The 20,678-nt window shown below is 52.8% G+C and carries 13 protein-coding genes and 1 riboswitch; of the genes, 1 reads left to right on the top strand and 12 read right to left on the bottom strand.

The window, feature by feature from the left end:
* Nucleotides 1–72: 72 nt before the first annotated feature.
* The 11 genes from CHH67_RS12640 to CHH67_RS27060 all read right to left on the bottom strand — a co-directional run bounded on the left by CHH67_RS12640 (nucleotide 73) and on the right by CHH67_RS27060 (nucleotide 17,842).
* Entirely contained in the window at nucleotides 73–927 is an 855-nt protein-coding gene (locus CHH67_RS12640) for a manganese catalase (RefSeq protein ID WP_095265538.1), read from the bottom strand.
* 232 nt (nucleotides 928–1,159) lie between these two features.
* A complete protein-coding gene (locus CHH67_RS12645) occupies nucleotides 1,160–6,025 on the bottom strand; it encodes a glycoside hydrolase domain-containing protein (protein WP_095265539.1) in 4,866 nt (1,621 codons plus the stop codon).
* A 25-nt stretch (nucleotides 6,026–6,050) separates the two neighbouring features.
* A complete protein-coding gene (locus tag CHH67_RS12650) occupies nucleotides 6,051–7,721 on the bottom strand; it encodes an S-layer homology domain-containing protein (RefSeq protein WP_095265540.1) in 1,671 nt (556 codons plus the stop codon).
* A 24-nt stretch (nucleotides 7,722–7,745) separates the two neighbouring features.
* The gene (locus tag CHH67_RS12655; RefSeq protein ID WP_095265541.1) at nucleotides 7,746–12,005 is read right to left on the bottom strand and encodes a PA14 domain-containing protein; all 4,260 of its coding nucleotides are present in this window, start codon (nucleotides 12,003–12,005) and stop codon (nucleotides 7,746–7,748) included.
* Between the two features lie 391 nt (nucleotides 12,006–12,396).
* Nucleotides 12,397–12,858: a hypothetical protein gene (locus CHH67_RS12660; protein ID WP_218832019.1), complete on the bottom strand. Its 462-nt coding sequence runs from the start codon at nucleotides 12,856–12,858 to the stop codon at nucleotides 12,397–12,399.
* A gap of 93 nt (nucleotides 12,859–12,951) precedes the next feature.
* Nucleotides 12,952–13,131: an aspartyl-phosphate phosphatase Spo0E family protein gene (locus tag CHH67_RS12665; protein WP_176475470.1), complete on the bottom strand. Its 180-nt coding sequence runs from the start codon at nucleotides 13,129–13,131 to the stop codon at nucleotides 12,952–12,954.
* A gap of 250 nt (nucleotides 13,132–13,381) precedes the next feature.
* Complete coding sequence (locus tag CHH67_RS12670; protein WP_176475471.1) at nucleotides 13,382–14,791, bottom strand: helix-turn-helix domain-containing protein; 1,410 nt, start codon at nucleotides 14,789–14,791, stop codon at nucleotides 13,382–13,384.
* A gap of 215 nt (nucleotides 14,792–15,006) precedes the next feature.
* Entirely contained in the window at nucleotides 15,007–15,834 is an 828-nt protein-coding gene (gene thiD / locus CHH67_RS12675; RefSeq protein WP_095265588.1) for a bifunctional hydroxymethylpyrimidine kinase/phosphomethylpyrimidine kinase, read from the bottom strand.
* The gene (gene thiM / locus CHH67_RS12680) at nucleotides 15,834–16,676 is read right to left on the bottom strand and encodes a hydroxyethylthiazole kinase (RefSeq protein WP_095265543.1); all 843 of its coding nucleotides are present in this window, start codon (nucleotides 16,674–16,676) and stop codon (nucleotides 15,834–15,836) included. The genes thiD and thiM overlap by 1 nt, the downstream gene beginning before the upstream one ends.
* A gap of 21 nt (nucleotides 16,677–16,697) precedes the next feature.
* The gene (gene tenA, locus CHH67_RS12685) at nucleotides 16,698–17,402 is read right to left on the bottom strand and encodes a thiaminase II (protein ID WP_095265544.1); all 705 of its coding nucleotides are present in this window, start codon (nucleotides 17,400–17,402) and stop codon (nucleotides 16,698–16,700) included.
* Nucleotides 17,403–17,542: 140 nt separating this feature from the next.
* Nucleotides 17,543–17,646: riboswitch (TPP riboswitch) on the bottom strand.
* 70 nt (nucleotides 17,647–17,716) lie between these two features.
* On the bottom strand, nucleotides 17,717–17,842 hold the full coding sequence (locus tag CHH67_RS27060) for a hypothetical protein (protein WP_255222968.1): 126 nt from the start codon (nucleotides 17,840–17,842) through the stop codon (nucleotides 17,717–17,719).
* Between the two features lie 309 nt (nucleotides 17,843–18,151).
* Between CHH67_RS27060 and CHH67_RS12690 the strand changes: the two genes are divergently transcribed.
* Nucleotides 18,152–19,339 (top strand): cytochrome P450 family protein, encoded by a 1,188-nt coding sequence (locus CHH67_RS12690; protein ID WP_413773621.1) that lies wholly within the window; start codon nucleotides 18,152–18,154, stop codon nucleotides 19,337–19,339.
* Between the two features lie 545 nt (nucleotides 19,340–19,884).
* Here CHH67_RS12690 and CHH67_RS12695 read toward each other — a convergent pair.
* Nucleotides 19,885–20,451 (bottom strand): SEC-C metal-binding domain-containing protein, encoded by a 567-nt coding sequence (locus CHH67_RS12695; RefSeq protein ID WP_095265546.1) that lies wholly within the window; start codon nucleotides 20,449–20,451, stop codon nucleotides 19,885–19,887.
* Nucleotides 20,452–20,678 lie beyond the last annotated feature (227 nt).

Consider the following 20,678-nt stretch of genomic DNA (forward strand, 5'->3'; position numbering starts at 1 on the left):
GCAAGCGACCGTCCTCCGACTTATCACGGGAACGGTCGCTCTTCTATTCCTTGGAATCCTATTGATGCCTGCTTATTTCAGTCCGCGTCCTTCGTTCGCCACATAAGGCCCGGTTCCTGGCACGGAATGCTGATGCATCGCTGCCGGCTTAAGCTCAGGAGCACCGCCGCGTGCTTGCGGATTCTCTACGTATTCGAAATTGCCGGTTCCGTCCGGAAGCGGCCCGGATGCCCAAGGCCCTTGTCTGCTCTCTTCTCCGACGGAGAAATTAATGAATTGACGCGTTGCCTCTCTGACGGTACGCTCTCTCGGGAAGGAAGCCGGTGCCACTGGCCCGTCGATCGCTTCCAGTTCTTCAATGGCAGCCAGCCACTGATTCTGGTGCAAAATATCACGGGAGATCATAAAGGACAGCATGTCGCGCACCCCTGCGTCTGTCGTCTGCTCGTACAGCCGTACGACCTGCAGCAGACCTTGCGTCTCTGCATTCAGATTGGCGCGGAAGTCGGCCAGCAGGTGGCCGCTGGATACGATGTAGCGGCTGTTCCATGGGAAGCCGTTGCTGTCCGTCGGGGTCGCGCCAAGACCGGACACAATCGCATGCTGCGGATTCATGCCGCCAAGCGCAGCTGCAATGAGCGGATCCTGAGCCGCTTTATCCACTTCATCAGCCGGTGCGCCGTCCAGAAGCTGGGCAATCATCGTGCACAGCATCTCCACGTGACCGATTTCCTCGGTGCCGATGTCCAGCAGCATATCCCGGTATTTTTGCTCAGCCCGGCAGTTGAAGCCCTGGAACAAATACTGCATCATGACCGACATCTCACCAAATTGTCCTCCAAGCACCTCCTGCAGCTTGCGCGCAAACACCGGGTCCGGTCTTTCCGGTTTCGCCCGGTACTGCAGCTCTTTCATGTGGATAAACATACGATCATCCTCCTTCATCATGCTGTTTGTTTGTATATGAAATTAACGGGGTCGATTATCATATACCCGCCCTGAGAGCGGCTAATCAGCTCGAGATGACGCTAGCCTGCTGGCAACCGCCTATAAACAGCGCGGATCACGCTGCCTCGGACTGGCTATTCTAAACGCCAAGTGCCCAGAACGAAGAAATCCCGCAAACCTCTCGTTTGAGGCTTGCGGGATATTCTGCATGCTATTGCCGGGTAAATTCCGCCCGATCGAAGTTGCCGATGTATCGATGCGTGGAATTGACAGAGCCCGTCAGTACAAGGTATACATCGTGAACACCTGTCAGCGATTCGGTCAACTGTCCTTCGGCGACGGCGTAATTCCCCCACCCGTTCCCCGTAGGAGGCACCGGAATCGTCCCAACCAGCGTTCCGTTTACGCCGCCAAGCCGAACTTCCACGGCAGAATCTGCTGCGCAATTCGCACTGTTGCTGGCATACTCAATGGACAGATGGTTGACGCCCGAGGTGCCGAAGTCCATCCCTTTATATGCCAGCCATGCGCGGTCAAACGTATTGGCCACCTGCCGCCCGCTTTTGCCTGGCTCGGTCTTCAGCGGCCCCTGGTTAAAGGTATTGACAGCGGTAGACCACTCGTCAGAGGTTTCCAGCTCCAGATTCGCATAGTCACTGCGAGTCTTCTGATAACCCCACGTGAAAAAGTCGAAATTTCCGATATAAGGCTTCGAGCTGGTGGTGCTGCCTTTCATGACGATATACAACGTTTGCTTGCCTGTGAGCGTCCGGTTCAGCAGCGCCTCGGCTGTAGCGTAATTGTTCCAACCGCTTCCTGTATTGTTCAGCGCAGCGGTGCCGAGAAGCTCGCCGCTTTCACTTCCAAGACGGAATTCAAGCGCCGCGTCGGCCGGTGTTCTGTCGGATGGAGCCGTGTACTCAACCGCGATCCGGTTCGCGCCTTCAGCTCCGAAGTCGAGATCGGCATACGCCAGCCATGCGCCGTCAAATGTGTTGGCAACCACCGTTCCTCCATTGCCGGACTCGGTCTTGAGCGGATTGCCGTTAAAGGTATTCACCCCGGTCGACCAGCTCGTTCTGCCCTCAAACTGGATCGTTCGGACGTCCGTCACTGGCGGAGCAGGTTCCACCGGGTCATCCGGCAGCTCCGGCTCCGGTTTAGGAACCGGTAACGGCTCCGGCTTCGGCTCTGGCTGCTCCGGCTGCCCCGGTTGTTCCGGCTCTGGCACAGGCACTGGCTCCGGCTGCGATACAATTGGATCCGCCAGCCACAGCGAGTTATAGATGTTGCCGTCATACTGATCTACCAGATAGATATTGACCTGATATCTGCCTGCATTGACGTTAAACGTCTGGGAGATGTCGAAGCTTCCCGTCTCCACCGGGATCGCGCTCGACACCAGCGCCTGATCATGCCCGCTCATCAGCTGAATGACGGCGACAGCCGAATCGACATAAGCCCCCTTCAAGGTTCCAGCCACTTCAACCTGCATATTGCCTGTGCGCTTTACCTCTGCCTCCAAATCGAATACATCCCATTTGATGTCCGAAGTATAGGCTTGGTCTGATACGAGCGCTTCCCCGGCAGCCCGGTTCAAGTTCTCATCCGCCTTGACCCGGACCTGCACCTGCCCTGCTTCATACGCAGCTGGCCCTACGATCTGCGGATTGGCAGTTACAGGCTGCCAGCTTCTGCCGCCGTCCGTGCTGAATTGATAATCTGCCGGATTGTCGTAGCCTGGGACATAGGTCCAGCCGAATGTATTGGCCTTGTCGTCTACAACCGGATTCGTCGGCGCTTCCGGCTTCTCCAGACGCTTCACCGCATTCAGACTGAATTCGAAGGCGACATCCGAGCTTGTTGCATTCACCTGATGAACCTCCGCTGCGAGCACGTTCGTGCCCGCCACGAGATAAGACGGGTCAATGCGGTATAGATTGCGATCCCGCTCGTTATTGACGGTCGCATTCGCATAGGTGTCATAGGATATTGGGCCTTGCGGCATATTCGTGCGAATGATTTCCTTGCCATTCAGATAGACAACCGCGCCGTCATCGCGGATGAGACTAGCCTCAAGCTCCAGGATGTCATTCACATCACTCACGTCAAACGTCTTGCGGAAGTAAGTGGTCGGGTGCTTCCGATTCGCGTCCGGGCCATAGCTGACCACGGTTTTCACATACCCGATGTTATCATAGCCAAGCGGAGCCTCACCTGCGCTCCAGCCAGTGTCGTCATACGCCGCATCTGTCCAGCCATTGCCCGCATAACGTCCCTGGTCGAAATACTTCCATTCCTCTCCCTCGGCAATGATTGTTTGGCGGGACAGATGGTTATCCACATCGGTACCGTAATCATGCATTGGCGGAGCTGCCTCCGGCGATGCGCCCCAATCCGTATTCGGCTCAGGTCCCATCTCAAACGCCAGCACGCCGCCGTTCATCACATCCACATAGCTAATCCATGCCTGATCGAATTGGCGACCATTCAGGGAAGCCGATTGAATGAACCGGTTCTGGCTGGATACGCCATCAGCCTTGATTGTAAACGTCTTGCCGCCGTCCAGGTGAAGCTTCACTTCCGAGAAGATCGGCGAGCCGATCAGGAAGTTCGCGTCTCCCGGATTGCCAGGGAACAAGCCCATTGCACTGTACACATACCAGGAGGACATGCCGCCGGCATCGTCATCCATAGACGGCAGGTAGCCTTCCGGATCGTCGCGATAAACGCGGGATTTGATCGGATGGGCATACAGGCCATGGTTGTGGTATTTTTGCGTAACAACTTCGGTTGTGTACTGTCTGACATAATATTGCGTCAAGTAAGGCATGCCCAGGTAATTGAACAGATAAGGAGCTTCCAGGTCCGGTTCGTTAATAGCCACGTATTCGTCTCTGGCAAAGAAATCCTGAAGCTGTTTAGCCATCTCTCTTTTGCCGCCCATCAGCTCAGCCAGCCCGTTAATATCCTGGGAAGCCGACCAGCGGTACGTCCACAGATTCCCTTGGTATGCATAACGGCCTACCGCTGTAATATCTCCAGGGCCGACGTTCCTTCCGTTCGGCGTGAAGAAGCCGTACTTGTCGCCGTTCTCGTCAACCTGGTCCGGATTCCACAATGACTTGTAGGAGAGCGCAACCTGCTTGTATTTGTCATACATGTCGCGGTCTCCGATCATCTCGGCCAGCTTCATCGGGAAGTAGGCGCTTCTTGCCTTCTCCAGCTTCCCTGAGATTTCCCCATCGTTCACGGAGAAGTTATCCGCATCAACGGCCATCCCTTGAAGCGCAGCATAGACATCGTAATCTCGGAAGCCCTTGGAATAGGCATCCAGGATGACCGCACCGTTGAACTCATTTCTAACCGTCGGGCTAGGCCAGTAGCCTTCTCCCCACTGTGTGTAAGCGCCTCTCGTCTTGTACAGGTCCACTAGGGATTTCACCATGTTGTTGTATTTGTGCGGCTCCAGTACAGAGAAGAGCGCATACTTCCGGAAATCATCCCATGTCGTCCAGCCGTTATAGTATTCGAAGTCCGGTCCGATCTCGTCGGTGTTTCGGATCGTGTTCTCGTCTCTGCCCGCCTTGAAGGTGCCTAATGAACTGCTCACCTTATTCGGATGCAGGAACATATGATAGAGCTGCGTGTAAAAAACTCGTTTGTTCTGCTCATCATGATCAGTAATCTCGATTTTTCCCAGGAGCTCGCTCCACGTGTTTCTCACTTTGGCATGCTGCGCGTCAAAATCCCAGTTCGCGACGTCATGGTCGCGCTCATATTTCGCTTGTTCCGTGCTCACCGGAGACAGGCCCACCTTCGCTTGTACCACTTGGTTTGCAGTTGTATCGAAGGTAACCCATACGCCGCTGCTGGCTCCTGTGCGCACAGGCACGCTGCCTGTGTCATCGCCCTGCCAGGACGTGTACGATTGAAAATCCTGATCGAACGCAATGGAGAAGTACATTGTATAGTAGCCATGACCGCATACGTTCTTGGACTGAATCATCCCTGAAATTTCCCGGTTGTTCTCGACCTGCAGGCTGGCGTTCACCATTCCCGCATAAGAGTTGGAGAGATCGACCAGCACCGAGCCTTCGCTGGCCGAAGCCGGGAAGGTATAGCGGTGAAAGCCGACATTGTCCGATGCCGTCAGCTCCACGCCGACACCGGAGTCCAGATGGACCGCATAATAGCCCGGCGAGGCTTGCTCGCTGCTTTTAACATATTTCTGTTTGTAGTCATTGCTGTTCTTGGTAAAAGCGCCGGTCTGCGGCATCAGCAGAATATTTCCGCCCCCGCCGCTGCAGCCTACGCCGCTGAATCTTAGATGCGAGAAGCCCTTCAGATGCTTGTCCTCGTAATAGTAGCCGCTGAATGCCCCGCCATCACTGTCAGGACCGAGTGAGACAAGGCCAAAAGGCGTCGTCGGCCCCGGATTTGTCTGTCCGTTGTCCCCGAGCGTATTGATGAACGGATCGACATAATCGATCGGAGCGAGATTCACAGGCGGGTATGCCGGGACTTCACCGGCATCCACGCCGTACAATTCAAGCTCATACAGCCGAACGGTGTTCGAGTCGTAAGCGCCTTGGCTTATATAAAATCTGAAATACTGAGCCGTCACCGGCTCCGATAAATACCGGTTCACAATGGTCTGCGCGTTGTTCTGAACGACATCCACATCGGTCCAGACGGTGCCGTCGTTACTTTTTTGCAGACGGAAATTTTTGGTGTTCCAGAATGGGCTGTTGTTTTTTTCAGAAATGGCAGCATTCTGAACAACCCATTGGTTAATCGTATATTCCTTGCCCAAATCGAGCTTTAACCATTTGATCGAAGCACTGGTATTGTCGCACCACTTCGTATCCGCTTTGCCATCCACGGCGAACTCAGGACGCTCATTGCTGTTGCATTGTCCCGAAGCGGTCACCTGGGCCCCGAGCGCTACGTTTCTCGTCTCTATGCCTGGCGCTGATCCAGACGCTGCCCAGGCGAAGCCTGCGGGTAACGCTGGCTCTATCAAGCTGTACAGCAGCAGCACCGTCATGATCATGGATAAGATTCTTTTCCCCATTGTGCTTGGTTCCCCTCGCTTTCAGTTATAAAGAGCGGTCTGTAATGAGCCGATGAATCATGATCGCGACTTCCGCCCGATTGACGGAATGCTTCGGATTGAAGCGGGTGCCGTCGCCTTGAATCAGTCCGAGCGACCAGGCTTCGTTCACCGCTTCAGCAGCCCAAGCGGAAATGGACTTCGCATCAGCAAAGGCCGGTTCACCCTGCTTGGATGCTGTCAGGCCCGATTGCTCGGCTGCCCGCACAAGAGCTACTACCGCTTCCTCCCGTGTAATCGGGTCATTCGGTCTGAATGCTCCCCCATACCCGGACATCAAACCGATCGTTGCCGCCTGCTTGACATGCTCTGAATAATAGCGTCCGGCAGGCACATCCCGAAACGCCTGAGCCGGGCTCGCCGCTGCATCCGCACGGATTCCTTCATGATTCAAAGCGCGCATCAACAGCGTGGCGAATTCCGCACGGGTAATGCTCCGATTCGGTTCATAACGGCGCTCGTCCACTCCAGTCACCAGATGTTTCGCTGCCAGCGCTTTAACAGCCTCCTCGGCCCAATGACCGGCCAGATCGGTAAATGTTTTGTTATATTCAAGAATCGCATAGTAGGAGAAATGACCCGCTGTAAAAGTAAATCGGCCATCCTTGAGCGTGCCAGGGACATATTCAAGGCTTCTGCCGTTCACATAATAGACGCCGGCCAAATTGGAAGCGATGCTGCGCTCCTGCGCCTCGGTCAATTCCAGGCTCACCACCGCAGGCCGGTTCAATTGATGGATTTCCGTCATGCTGTTCCCGGAAATGATCTCGATCACCACGGAGAGTACAATGTCTGTCGATGCATAGTCCGAGTTAGACCCTATCGAGCGTTGAACCAGAGCACGGGCTTCCTCGGTATAAGCAGACTTAAGCACAATGCGTACCCGTGCCTGCAAATCCTCCTGCACCGGAATAGAGCCAGCCGGGAAACGTACTGTACGGTCGCCTGTAGTCACAATGAGTTCCAGGCTCCGCTGCTGGAGAGTTCGCAGCGATTCAGACGGGAACTCAACCGGAGCTCCGGACTGACCGGCTTCGGCTGGCAGCTGAATCGTTACCGAATCCTGCGCTTGATCAGCGGCTTCGGTGATCGTGCCTGCCCCGACAATGTATCGCCCGTCTGATGTCAGCTCCGGACGGATGACCGAACCGGAAGCCGATCCTACGCCGGCTGGAATACTTCCGGTAAGAGACCCGGACCCGTCCGGCTGAGGTGTTGGGCTGCTTCCACCGCCACTGGACCCAGGAGAGCCTGGAGCGGGAGCGGGATTCTCCCCGCCTCCGCCGCCCGGAGGATTCACCACAGGTGCTCCAGGCACGATGAATGTCTTCGTTTGCGACGCAGTGCCCATACCAGCGGCTACCGTATAGATGCCGGACGGGGCTAAATCTTCATCCGCCGGAATCTGGACGCTCGCTTCATAACGGCTGTTTGCCGCTTCAACCACATCGATGTAGAGCACCGTCTGACGCGGCGTAACCACCTTGATCACGACAGTTCCCGACTCGACCGGCACGGTTCCGGAAATCGTCAGCTTCTCGCCGCGTTTGACTTCTCCTGCGCTTAGCGCAAGGGAGAAAGCATCCGCTGCGAAGACGGAAGCTGGCGAGAGCACGAACAACAATATCAGTATGAGTGCTACATTTTTTTTCACCATATTCAGTCCTCTCTTATTCGTCCGTTACCGTAGCTCAATCGGTTTCGCCAAATGAATCGGCACCTCAGGGTCGCTGTTGAATTCATCAAACACGAATACCTTGACGCTATACTGGCTTCCGTTCACATTAAAATATTGCGAAACTTCAAGTACGTCCTGCCGAATAGGAATTGCATTAATCAAGAGCGGCGTATTCCCGTCCATAAGCTCGAATACTACGTATGGATCGCCACTGTACTCTGCTGCCCGCGCTACCTTCACATCGACCTTGAGCTGCCCATCTCTCGTCACTTCCCCGGACAACTGGAAGGTTTCATGGAGGCTGTTCTCCGTAAACGGCTTGTCGGATGCAAGAGGCAGGCCAGCCTGTCTTCCACTGGCTGCGTCTGCCTGTACGCGTACCATAACTTCGCCTGCAGGATAATTCCCGTCTCCAACCGGCTGTGGATTCGCGGTCACAGGCTGCCAGCTTGTTCCGCCGTCAACGCTGAATTCGTAATCGGAAGGCTGCTCATAACCCGGCACATGGGTCCAGCCGAACGTATTATGGCCATCATCCACCACCGGAGCCGTTGGCGCCGCCGGAACGTTCCCCGAGACAGCTACCTTGACCGCTGCCGAATTGTCCCGCTTATCAACGGTTGTGACAGCAAATTCATAGGCTTCATTCGGCGTAGTCCCCGGCACCTCATATTGATAGCTGGTTTTGCCTGCCTCTACAGGGATATAGGCGCTCCAGTTCGGGCCGAGCTGTCCGTTCACTTCATGAATCCTAAACCCGCGGATCGGATCCTCGGCATCCACCGTTTGTGGCATACTCCAGGAGAGCACTGCCCTTCCATTACCGGATTTGCCCGCCGACAGGCCTTCAACGGCATCGGGGCGTCCATCATTACGCACGATGGTATACTCATCCATCGGAGCGGACTCACCGGTGATATAGGTCTGCAGCGTCAAGGAATCCTCTGTTACCTTAATGCCGGTGTACATAGGCTTGTAAGGCTGGCTGTACTTGGCTGCGTAATATTTGTCCACATCGCCTCTGACGCCATAATATTTGCGCCCGGCCGCGTTATTGATCAGATACAGCGTCCCGTCCGGATCAATGACATTGCCGTTGCTGTCAGTCACTACGTTCTGAACCGGCTTGTCACCATACATCTGGAAAGATCGCATAAAGGTATGGTCATGCCCTTGTAGAACCAGATCGATGCCAAGCTCATCCATAATCGGATACAAGGTTTCACGGAGCTCCAGAATATCGCGGTCCAAGGCATGCCCGCCTACCGAATATATCGCTTTATGGAAGGCGACAACCTTCCACTTCTTGTCAGTTTGAGCAACTTCTTTTCTTAGCCACTCGATCTGCTTCTCGAACGATGACTTCTGGGCGTTGTCCCACGGAATATCACCGGTGTTAAGCACCATGAAATGCGCCGGGCCATAATCGAACGAGTAGACCGCGCCCGCCGGATTGGAATCCGTGAACGAGTTGTCAGGCAGATTGAAATGATAATAGAAGTTGTTATTGTACGGCCCTTCATGGTTGCCGATCGTGGTCATCAGCGGCAGATTCATAAGTTCATCTTGAGGCTGGGTGAAATAATCATGCCACTGCTCCTCGAGATCACCGACATCCACCATGTCGCCAGGCATCAACAGAAATTTGGAATCCGGGAAATTCTGCACACCCGCGCGAACAGTATCCGCCCATGCTTTATAATCGTCGGTGTTCCCTCCCTGGGAGTCCGTCATATACAGGAAGGAGAACTCATTCTCTTCTTCCCTCTCGGTCGTAAATTGTCCATGCTTACTCCAATACCCGCCGCTTCCCAGCCGATATTGATACGTCGTTCCAGGTTCCAGACCCTCAACCACGACTTTATGTGACAAGTAGTTCGCATTGGTGGACCGGGTTACCCGTACATGAATCTCTTCACTCGTGCCGCGGAAAGACTTCATCGTCGGTGAATCGAAGCTCTCCCCTGCACGCACCACCTGCACCTCGCTGTCCCGGATACCTGCCGGGGCGGTTGCCGGATTTGGATATTGGGAATACCAGGCGAAACTGCGTCTTGTTTTTGCATCCCCATGCAGGGACATTGCGATATCAAATGGCGTGTAATCCACGACCTCAGATTGGTTGATCGCAGTGAAGGCAAAGCTGCCCACATTCGTGCCATCAGCCAGCTGCAGACCGGCTAACCCATCATAAGCAATGTTTACCCGCCTAATTGGCGTGATCGCTTCAGCCACTTGGACCGTCATCAAGGAAGGATCACGATCCTGCAGCACATCCAGCAGCGTCAGCTGTGTATCGTCTGCTGTAACCGTAATATGATCCTGCAGCGCTCCCGGAAGAGCTCCCAGATCGGACAACATCTCAAGCGAGATGTTCAGGCCATCAGCCATAACCGTTGCTGCAACCGGGCCATTGTAATCCTCTGGCAAATAGAAGACATGATCAGGCACAATTTCTTTTGCCATGGAAGGTGTAGACCAGCGCAGATAGAGATTGGAGCCGCCATAATCCTCAAAGTACTCGATCTTAATCTTGTACTTCTGTCCGCCATTCAGGTGAATAGGCGTACTGGTCTGCTCGATATCCCAGTCATTCACCCAATGATCGATGATCAACTGATCGTCGATCCACAACCGGAAGCCGTTATCGCCAATCATATAGAAGGTGTAATCATCCGTTTGCGGCGGCATGATCTGTCCGGTCCAGCGCACATTGGCGTTATCTGCCTGACCGGTTAATGATTGCAGGATGGGATCCAGGTTTCTAAATTCGATCCGGGAGTCGATCGCCGTTCCCTTATGATCACCGAAATCAAAATTGCTTCTGCCCGTATAATACTCCCCGAGCAATCCGTTATCCTTGCCGACTACCGGCGGTGCACTATCCGAACCCTTCAGTTCAAGGGAAAAGAACAGGTCCGAACTGGCTCCCCGGTCCTGATGCACGGAGGCAGCCATGACATTCGTGCCGTCGACCAGCAAGGCAGGGTCGATCTCAAACACATATGCGTTTCTTTCGTCTCCAACCGCAGTAGATGCCGTTGTTCTATACGTAATCTCGCCGCTCGGCATGTTGGTGCGGTATACTTCCTGCCCATTCAGGTAGATGACCGCTCCGTCGTCCCGAATCAAGGAAGCTTCCAGCTGTTTAATTGCAGCTGCATCGGTTACTTGGAACTCCTGACGGAAATACGTTGTTAAATGTTTGTTCCCTGCATCCGAGCCATACCCGATCCAGGTGTTCAAGTCTTGGCCTTTGCCGCTGCCTGCATACCCAAGCGGGGCAGGGGCCTTCTTCCAGCTGCTGTCATCGAAATTCGGCTCCTTCCAGGCCGTGCCTTGATCCGAGCCGTCATCCAAATAAGTCCACTGACTATCCTTCTCGATAAAATGGAGTCCAGCCGCAAGGATGGCGGCGCCTGCTGCTCCAACGTTGATGACCGCAGCGGCTTGATGAGCCCCGTCCTCTGTTGTCACTGTAACAACCGTGCTGCCTTCGGATACGCCGGTAACGAGACCATTCGCATCGACCCCAGCCACGGCAGGGTTATCTGATGACCAGATCAGATTTGGCGTAGCGGCTCCTGGCGGTGAGAGGATGGCCGACAGCTGCTCTGTTTCACCTTCCAACAGATCCAGATTCGGCTTGTCGATGCGAATGCCATCCGGCTGCACCGCCGATGCACCAACCATCGAACCCCAAGCCTGGAACTCGTAAATATTCGCTGCATACCCTCCCGTCGCAGCATCCGCCGCGCCAGGATCCGTAATGTTCAGTTTAAAATATCTTGCCTGAACAGGGACGCTCAGCGTATGTGCAGTCTCTTGATATGTATTGCCTGTCACCGTTACTGCCGGCGTCCAGTTCACATCATCGGTGCTCACTTCAATCGAATAGTCCCGGGTATTGTAGCTGTCCGGTTCACCGGCTGCTCCTGCATGAAACAGCACGAATTGGCGCACGAGAGCCTCAGCGCCAACGTCTACCTTAATCCAATACGGGTTCGCTGGATCCGGCAGGCTTGAACCTCCTGCATAGCTCCATTTCCCGCTGTTCTTGCTGCCGTCGATTGCTTTAGACGGAGCGAAGTCATCCGATATGTATCCGTTCGCCGTTGCCGTGACTCCTGCTCCGGCGAATACATTCGTATCTGTGGCTGCCACGCCAGCCATCTGCGCCGGACTGTACCCTGCTGGCAGCAGAGAGGTCAATAACATAACTATGGCAAGCACACGGCTTGTCAGCGTGATCCTCTTCTTCACTTTCTCTGTTCCCTCCTAAAACATTATAATGTTCGTACATAAGGGTACGTGCTTCTCTCCAGACATTCAATCCATGCATTGTAAAGTGACGAACAATTCTGTGTAAATATTTGAATATGCATATGCGCATTTCGAGATGGAAGGAATTTCCTTATTATGTTCGATCACAATAAACACGCTTACATTTCCAGTTGGTTGTTAGATACTATGAGAGACTTACTTATTATAGAAGGAAAAAAATAAACAGGATTAGGGGGGAGTTCGTGGGAAGGGGAACAGACGACAAACAACTATCTGACCAAATAAAAAAGCAGCGACCTTCGCTGCACGTTAATATGATTTCAATTCGTCAAAACGATTCTATGTCATATTCAATTCCGACCGATCATACTTAATGCCTGCGATAATGGTAGAGGACCGTTCGATAGATTTGACCGGAAAAGATTCGGAACCCGAATGCGCGGCCCGACCACTTCCGCAAAATTCCGCAAAATTGCTTCCACTCGGCGGGGTAAGCATTCAGACCCGTGATCCGTTTCCGTTGATCGCCCCATTCAATCTCCAGGCTCCAATGGGTTCCTTCACTGGCCCCAAGGTCCACATAATGATCATGCCAGTTAAAGATCCGGCAGTTTCGAAGGTCCTCTACGAGAGCAAGCTTGCTCTCCATTCCTGTCAGGGGCCGCGGGCTGATCTCGGCAACAATGCCTTGTTCCGATAGCTCCCAATAGATTTCTCCTGCTGCGAAATCAATCACGATGGTGCATCCGGGACCCAAGGAGCCTCGGATTGTAGCCATCATTCTCGTTAATTGCCTGTACTGATCCATCCATAGTCCCCTTCCTGATGTCATGATTCCGAGGCAGAACCCTCTCATTCTTCAAGTGAGCGATCTCCGTCGAATACCCTTGTCTATCCGAATCCGCTCAGGAATTAAACGTCTTATTTACGCAATGGGTTTCACATTTTTACGGTACGTTGATCGATAATATCGGTTGAGAAGCTCGTCCAGTTCCATAGATTGCTTAAGGACCCTCGGATGCCGCAAACCATACTGCTGCTCCATCTGATACAGCAGTTGTCTAGCATCTTCTATTCGCTGCAGCATCACGTCAGTATACATCATCGCTCGCACCTCCTCGTGTAATATTTTAGAATATAATGTAAAAATAATGTTTTTAGTTTGTAATGCATTGTTTCTGTTTATACACTAGAGTGTGCCAGTGATGGTTGTCACATCCATTCTTACCGAGTCGAACGGAATCGAATGGTTAATGTCATGTAAAGTCAATAGGGCGGGATGTAAAAAAACAAGCCATAGGAGAATGACTCCTATGACTTATATTTAGGGCTGCTAGATTCAATCTTTACTATTTTCACAGCCATTCAGAAATCTCTTGGCCGGATAATCCTTCTTGTTGGCCAAGCATGCTTATTATTCCTAAAATCAACAACCGCCAATGATGGGAGTGATTCTCTCCGTTACTGCTAGAATGATTTCCATCCCACTCCGTAGAGCTCCGAGTCGCCCAAATCCTATTAATTCTTGTTGCTGCCCTCAATCCTTCCAGCAAGTAATCAACGACGACTTCATACCGCTGCTTGTTTAAATGATAAATCGCCAGCTCAATCACAAAACGAATATAGCGATCGGATGCTACTTGTTCGTTGTAGGTGCCAGTTAGCCCTTTACCGGTAGCAAATTCAGAAATTTGCTGTTCGAACTTCTTCAAGACCGAATCGATATCTAAACCGAAACGGTTGGCCGCTTGAAGTATCTTGTAAAGTGCGGGCAATATCTCATCAGGCCTGACCTCAATGTAGGCCACATATTCAGGAAGAACTTCAACATCCCCCATCATGAGTTTGTACATATACCTATTGGCAGTTGCCCACATCTTGTATTGTGCTATGATCTGACGAGCTTCCTCTGAATCTTCTACTACCCAGTCAAGATCACTGTACAGAGATACATAACTAAGAGCCTGCTCGTACTCGCCTCGCGCATCACTAACCCCGGACCGCAACAGGTAGGAATAAATGATATATAGAAATAAAGGTTTCTTCGGTTCCTTATGCAATACACGTCTTCTCGACGTCTGATACTTGTTCCGGTATAAGATACTGGCCTTTCTCCCCATCTTCTCTGCAATTTCATCTACTTTACCCCATCGCCCGAGAGCCGCATATATATTAGCAAGGTCTTTCAATGCGTCGAGCTGGTCGATCTCATCCAAACGTTCTACAAAACCTTCAAACTTCGTAGCTGCTTGTAAATTGAGCTGTTGATTGGAGCCGACTGAAATCGAAAATAACCTGTACTGGCATAAAGCAAGCCGTTCAGAATGCTGATATTTCTCACTTTCAGCCACACATTCATAGATGATCGCTGCCGCTGATTCGTTTCCCTGTTGATACCAATCTTCAGCAGTATCGAACAATAGTGGGAGATAGATAAGACTGTCCATCATCAATTGAACAATCTTATGGATGCAATCGAGTTTGTCCAGTTCCGCACAGCGGTATAGGAAAGGGCGTAACCGACGCCAATTAGGTGAATAACGAAAGCACTCCTCAACATACAGCTCGTATAGCGCTCCCTCGGGGAGCTCCATGCCGGACGTAATACGATCGAGTTGTTGCATTGATATTGGCCGAGTACCATTAATAATAGAACTAATCGTCCCAGAGTTGGTATTGGATATCTCAGCAAAGCGATTGATGGTCAACCCCTTAGTTCGAAGATAATCCTCTAATTGTGATCGTATCGTGGTTGTTGTATTCAAATGGAACAACCTCCAACAAGACCCCACACGGAATCCATATTATGGAATAATAATTAGTTCCAGTATTACTGTTCAATTCTTGCATGTCAACTCTCAAGCTTAATTTCTATAATTTTTCCATAATAAAAAACAAGCCCCGATATCTATCGATATCGAAGCTTGTCTATCTATCTCGTCTACATATTCAGCTATAATGCCTGATTGCTTGATCCTGATTATACGAGCATCCCATTGCGGCGGCGGTAGGCCCAATGGTTGGTTGGACCATGACCGTGGCCGATTCCCAGCTCATCCTCAATCGCTGCCTGGATGAAGGCTTTGGCATCCAGAATCGCCTGCGATGGAGAGATGCCCTTCGCCAGACCGGCCGTAATTGCAGCTGAGAAAGTACAGCCTGTTCCGTGTGTATGCGTGGTCTTTACCCTTTTGCCGATCAGCTCGGTGAAGGATGAGCCGTCATAGAACAGGTCCAGCACCTGGCTGCTCCCGCCCTCTTCATCATGGCCGCCCTTGATGACAATCATCTTCGGCCCGGACTGATGAATACGTCTCGCAGCCTCTCGGCGGTCCTCCATCGTCCGAATCTTCATATCCGCCAGCGCCTCCGCTTCCGGAATATTCGGCGTAACGACCATCGCTAGCGGCAGCAGCTCCTCCTTCAGCGCCTGGATCGCTTCCATCTGGAGCAGCTCCGCGCCTCCCTTGGCAATCATCACCGGATCAACGACCACCTTCTCCCAGCCAAAATCTCTTATTTGCTCCGCTACCAGCCGTATAATCTCGGCACTGAACAGCATCCCGGTCTTCAGCGCATCGACCCCGATATCGGTGCCGACCGCATGAATTTGCTCTGCAGATGCTTCCGCCGGCAGCGGATAGACCCCTTGGACGCCGAGCGTATTCTGTACCGTAATGGCCGTGATGGCCGACATGCCATAGGCTCCCAGCTCCTGAAAAGTCTTAAGATCCGCCTGGATACCGGCACCGCCTCCGCTGTCGGAGCCCGCAATTGTCAGCGCTTTATATACCCTGTGCTCATTCATCATGATGTTATTCCCCCCGTTGCCGCATAATCCTGCACCGTCGCATGCCCGGTCAGCGAGTCCGGTGCAAGCCGGTCCAGTTCATCCAGGAAGGCTGTCTGGAAGCTGCCCGGCCCCAGACCTGTCGTGCGTGCCCCCGCTCGGGAAGCCGCTGCCCCGTAGAAGGCCAGCCCAGCTGTACCGGCAAGCAGCACGTCCGGCTCCACCGCGGCAAAGGCGCCAAGCACCGAGGTCAATAGACAGCCTGCTCCCGTTATCTTAGTCAGTCTGGCATCTCCGCCGCGAACCACCCGTAACGTGTCCCCATCTGTAATGACATCCTCCGCTCCGGTAATGGCCACGACGGTGTCCAGCTTGCGTGAAGCCCGAACTGCAAGCTCGGTATGGCCGCTGCTCGATTCGTCATCCCCTGCATCCACGCCGCGAATGCTCCGGCTCTCTCCGATCAGATGGGCGATTTCAGCCGCATTGCCTCTGACCAGCGCAACGTTGACCTCTTGCATAATTCGAAGCGACGACTCCGTACGGAAAGGGGTTGCCCCGGCGCCAACCGGGTCCAGCAAGACCGGTACGCCGTGAGCATTGGCGGATCGCCCAGCAATAATCATCGCATCGACCTGTTCACGGCTGAGCGTCCCAATGTTCAGCACGAGGGCACCGGCGATCTTGGCCATATCGGCCACTTCCTCCGGAGCATAAGCCATTACAGGCGAAGCGCCCAGCGCATAAAGGCCATTTGCCGTAAAATTCGTAACAACGACGTTGGTCATGTTATGAACGAGCGGCTTCTCATTTCGCACCTTAGTGAGAAGTCCAGAAAGCTTTTGTTCCAACAGACTCATATCATCCTGCCTCCTACATACTCAGATCGGCTGCACAGGCCGGGAGATCGCTTCCGGCATCGGCACCGGCCACGCCTCCAGCTTGTAAGCCATATCCCAGAACATATACTCCAGCTGGCAGCTGAGCATAAAATGCTCCTTCATCCGTCTGCGCTCATCCGCCGTTGCCGTTTCCGCCCAGGCATCCACCCTTTGACGGAATTTATCCGTGACGCCTCCCGCCCGGCTGCCGTAGAACTGAATCCATTCCTGGAACGGATGATTCTCATCCGGGTTCACTTCCTCCATCAGCCTGCGGCCGATTTCCAGGTACGTCCATGGGCATGGCAGCAGCACCGCCATAATCTCGCCCAGACTGCCCTCGTGCGCCACCGTCAGCATGTGACGGATATAGTGATGTGCGGAAGGCGCCAGCGGGTAACCCTGCAATTCCTCGTAACTGACGCCAGCGACCGTACAAAAATTATGATGCGGGTGAATCTCACTGTTCAGGATAAACGAGATCTGCTCGTTAAATGCCGCGATGTCCTCCCGGTTCGCACATTTGGAAATCGCGATGCCATAAATCCGCATATAGGCATTTAAATACTCGAAATCCTGCTTGACGTAATGGGTCAGCTGCTCCTTGCCCAGCTGTCCTTTGGCAATACCTCTGACAAAGGGATGTTGAAAAATAGCCTCAAAAATACCGTCCGCCTCGCGGCGAAGCTCCTCTGAAAAACGCATGTATACCCCACCTCCTGAAAAATAAAGAGCAGGGAGTCCCGTGATCACCGATTTTCGTGGACAACCAAAAAAGCCGCCCCGAAAACTGGAGCGGCTTCATCGCATAGGACCGACAACGTCAAGTGACGCTGCCATCCCGTATTATGAAGGCTCCACTTTCCTACGCTAGTACGAACTAGATCAGGTTCAAAGGGTCCAGGATATGCTCCTGTCTCAGCCGCTGACGGCTCCCCTAGTGGACTTCCTATTCTTTTGACTAATACTGTACAATAGGTTTTCTTCTGCTGTCAAACTTTCATTTGATGGCTACTGGTTTACCATTTGCCGACGCGGACTGACCGATTTCTTTTGCGACGACGAAGAATACCGAGCGGGTTCTTCTCCTTCTGTCTTTCTTCATACAGCTGCCGGACCCCGCGCATCAGCAGTTTGTATCTCATATCATCATTGTGGCTGAACTTTCTCATTTCTTCGAAATACTCTTTTGTCATGGACATCACCCTAATTACATAAGTCTATAGACCTAGGTTATAGGATGCTGCTATACAATTTCTTTACATGGGTGCCGATTCGTGTCCAAATGCAGGTCAAAGTGACGTCCGTCACAATTTTGTCATAAAGATACTCTTTACAAATAAAGGTTTTGACAATTAAAAAATGGAATATATATCATGTGCTTTATCCCAGAAGTTCGCATATCACAGCGGCGATTCGTGAGCAAGGTGCCGCACAGAAAGGAGATCGTCATGTTGAATAGCAATGAGGTCCACCCGCCGGAGTTGTTCACCGCAGCCTTTACACACAATCCTTATCCCGATTATAAAAAGCTGCGCCATGCGTTTCCGATCTACAAGGTTGTGTTCCCGAGCGGAGAGCCCGGATGGATCATCAGCAAGTACAACCATGCGGTTGAAGTGCTGAAGGATTCGCGCTTTAGCAAGGATATGGTCAAACGGTACGGGCCCGAGAGCCGCAGCGTGTTCACGAACAACATGCTGTTCTCCGATCCGCCGGACCACCGCCGTCTGCGGGGGCTTGTACAGAAAGCTTTTACTCCGAAAATGATTGCCGGCATGCGCAGCCACATCGAGGATATTGCCAACGATCTTCTGGACCAGGTGTCCGGACGCGAGCAGATGAACTTGATCGACGACTACGCCTTCCCGCTGCCGATTATTGTGATTAGCGAAATACTCGGGGTGCCGCTCGAGGACCGGGACAAATTCCGTACATGGTCCAACACCATCATCGGCTCCGGCAATGAAGACGCCGCGACTTTTCAGCAGCATGCCAAGGAATTTATCGACTATTTGCGCGATTGGTTCGCCCAGGTGCGGCAAAATCCCGGGAAGGATCTGATCAGCGAACTGCTGATGGCGGAAGAGGCCGGGGATCAGTTAACCGAGGAGGAGCTGTATGGCGTGGTCACTCTGCTGATCATCGCGGGGCATGAAACGACCGTCAACCTGATCGGCAACGGCATGCTTGCTCTCATGGAGCATCCGGAGCAGAAGGAACTGCTTCTTCAACATCCGGAATACATTCATAACGCGATTGAGGAAATGCTCAGATACAATGGTCCTGTGGAATTCAGCACCTCCCGCTGGGCCAGCGAGGATATCGACTTTCATGGCCATTCGATAGCCAAAGGCGATCTCGTTATCGTCGCCCTCGACTCAGCCAATCGGGATGAGGAGCAGTTCGGCGATGCGGATGTGTTTGATATCACCAAGGAGAAGAGCCCGCATCTTGCCTTTGGCACTGGCATCCATCTGTGCTTGGGGGCGCCGCTGGCCCGCCTGGAAGGAGAGATTGCGATCCAGACTCTGCTCAGGCGGTACCCGCATATCGCGCTCGCCGCAAAGCCGGAAGAACTGGAATGGAGGCCTGGCATGATCGTGCGCGGCGTTAAGGAAATTCCGGTCACGCTCCGCTGACCGCTCGTCGCGGCAGCAATGCGACTGCTCTAGGGCGTGGTGACGCAAAGCGGTCGCTGATCCGCACTTATGGCACAGCGCAAGGGCTCTTCCGCCAATGGGCAGTCTGACGCGCCCCGAGTCGAACCATATAGCCATCCGCCCACTCTTCCACCTGTGAAGGGATGGGCGGATTTTTTTGCATGCAACGACAAAAAAAAGCACACCCACCCCGCCGCTCCGGCAGAAAGGATGAGACGTGCTTCCATGCTTCGCCACATGAAGATTTGTACGATTGATCGTACAAATCCTATGCTAAATCCAGGGATGACAAGCCATTTGTACATGTGATGACATGTGAACATGATGCGAGAACCATCGATGCAGAGTCGTGAGAGTAGAAAATGAATGCGAGAATGTGAAAAAGCCGCCCCTGTCGGAGCGGCCGCCAGAATAACAGGACCCCCAAAATTACAACATCATATGTACGGATAACCGCTTTCGTTCGCGGGACATCTTGTCCATCATATTCAGAAAGTAAGCTCTTATGAAAGTCCCTGTCTATTCTAGTTGCCGGAGCCTTCGTTTCCCTGGCCAGCCGGCGCACCATCCGATGCCGCTACACCGTCCATGAATTCGGAAATCTGGCTGCTGTAGCGATTCAATGTTGCCGGAGATACTTCATGCTTCTTCGCCAGCTCGGATTTCGTTACTGGCAGCTCAAGCAGCGAGGTTGCCAAATGCTCGAGTGCAGCCGCGTATCCCCCTGGCTTGCGATAGCTTGGATTCACTTCCTTCGAGAAGTTGTTCCAGATCAGAAGCAGGCTGAACACCTTGAACAGCGTGTCCTCATCCTTGAGCTTGTAATCGCGGCAGATCTGCGGGAATACGCTTTCCGCAAGCTCGCGATGCTCATCAGCTTTCCAATCCAGCCATACCAGCTTATCATTCAGCATTTGCCATAGACGCTCAGCCTCTGGCTTCATGGCACTGGCCGGTTTCGAACCCGGGAACTGGATCACTTTACCGCGAACGGTATGGCGTTCCCTATGCTGATCCTTCTCCAGACAACATTTCTTGTACTTCTTCCCGCTTCCGCAGTGACATAAATCGTTTCTTCCTAGCTTTTTCATTTCCAGGCTCCTAATTAAAAGATGCTTTCCCTATTATAATAGAATTAATATGAAAATTGCACCACTCCGGGATATTGTTAAAATGTAATTTCCATCCAATTTAATGCTGGAATCTCGTTTTCGGCGGCGCAGACACCCAAAATAGTAACACAAAAACCCCATCCCCACAAACTGTAAAAGTTTCCCCCTTGTACCGCCACCCTCCCGTTAGCGGCAGTTCCGCTGTC

Origin of the sequence: Paenibacillus campinasensis (assembly GCF_002272015.1) — a bacterium.
GTDB classification, from domain to species: domain Bacteria; phylum Bacillota; class Bacilli; order Paenibacillales; family Paenibacillaceae; genus Paenibacillus_AQ; species Paenibacillus_AQ campinasensis.

Excerpts from the sequence above, each read along its gene's own strand:
- CHH67_RS12645 (WP_095265539.1), bottom strand. The coding sequence starts at position 6,025 with ATGGGGAAAAGAATCTTATCCATGATCATGACGGTGCTGCTGCTGTAC.
- thiD (WP_095265588.1), bottom strand. The coding sequence starts at position 15,834 with ATGAATGAGCACAGGGTATATAAAGCGCTGACAATTGCGGGCTCCGAC.
- CHH67_RS27060 (WP_255222968.1), bottom strand. The coding sequence starts at position 17,842 with ATGAGATACAAACTGCTGATGCGCGGGGTCCGGCAGCTGTATGAAGAA.
- thiM (WP_095265543.1), bottom strand. The coding sequence starts at position 16,676 with ATGAGTCTGTTGGAACAAAAGCTTTCTGGACTTCTCACTAAGGTGCGA.
- CHH67_RS12660 (WP_218832019.1), bottom strand. The coding sequence starts at position 12,858 with ATGACATCAGGAAGGGGACTATGGATGGATCAGTACAGGCAATTAACG.
- CHH67_RS12640 (WP_095265538.1), bottom strand. The coding sequence starts at position 927 with ATGTTTATCCACATGAAAGAGCTGCAGTACCGGGCGAAACCGGAAAGA.
- tenA (WP_095265544.1), bottom strand. The coding sequence starts at position 17,402 with ATGCGTTTTTCAGAGGAGCTTCGCCGCGAGGCGGACGGTATTTTTGAG.
- CHH67_RS12695 (WP_095265546.1), bottom strand. The coding sequence starts at position 20,451 with ATGAAAAAGCTAGGAAGAAACGATTTATGTCACTGCGGAAGCGGGAAG.
- CHH67_RS12650 (WP_095265540.1), bottom strand. The coding sequence starts at position 7,721 with ATGGTGAAAAAAAATGTAGCACTCATACTGATATTGTTGTTCGTGCTC.
- CHH67_RS12665 (WP_176475470.1), bottom strand. The coding sequence starts at position 13,131 with ATGATGTATACTGACGTGATGCTGCAGCGAATAGAAGATGCTAGACAA.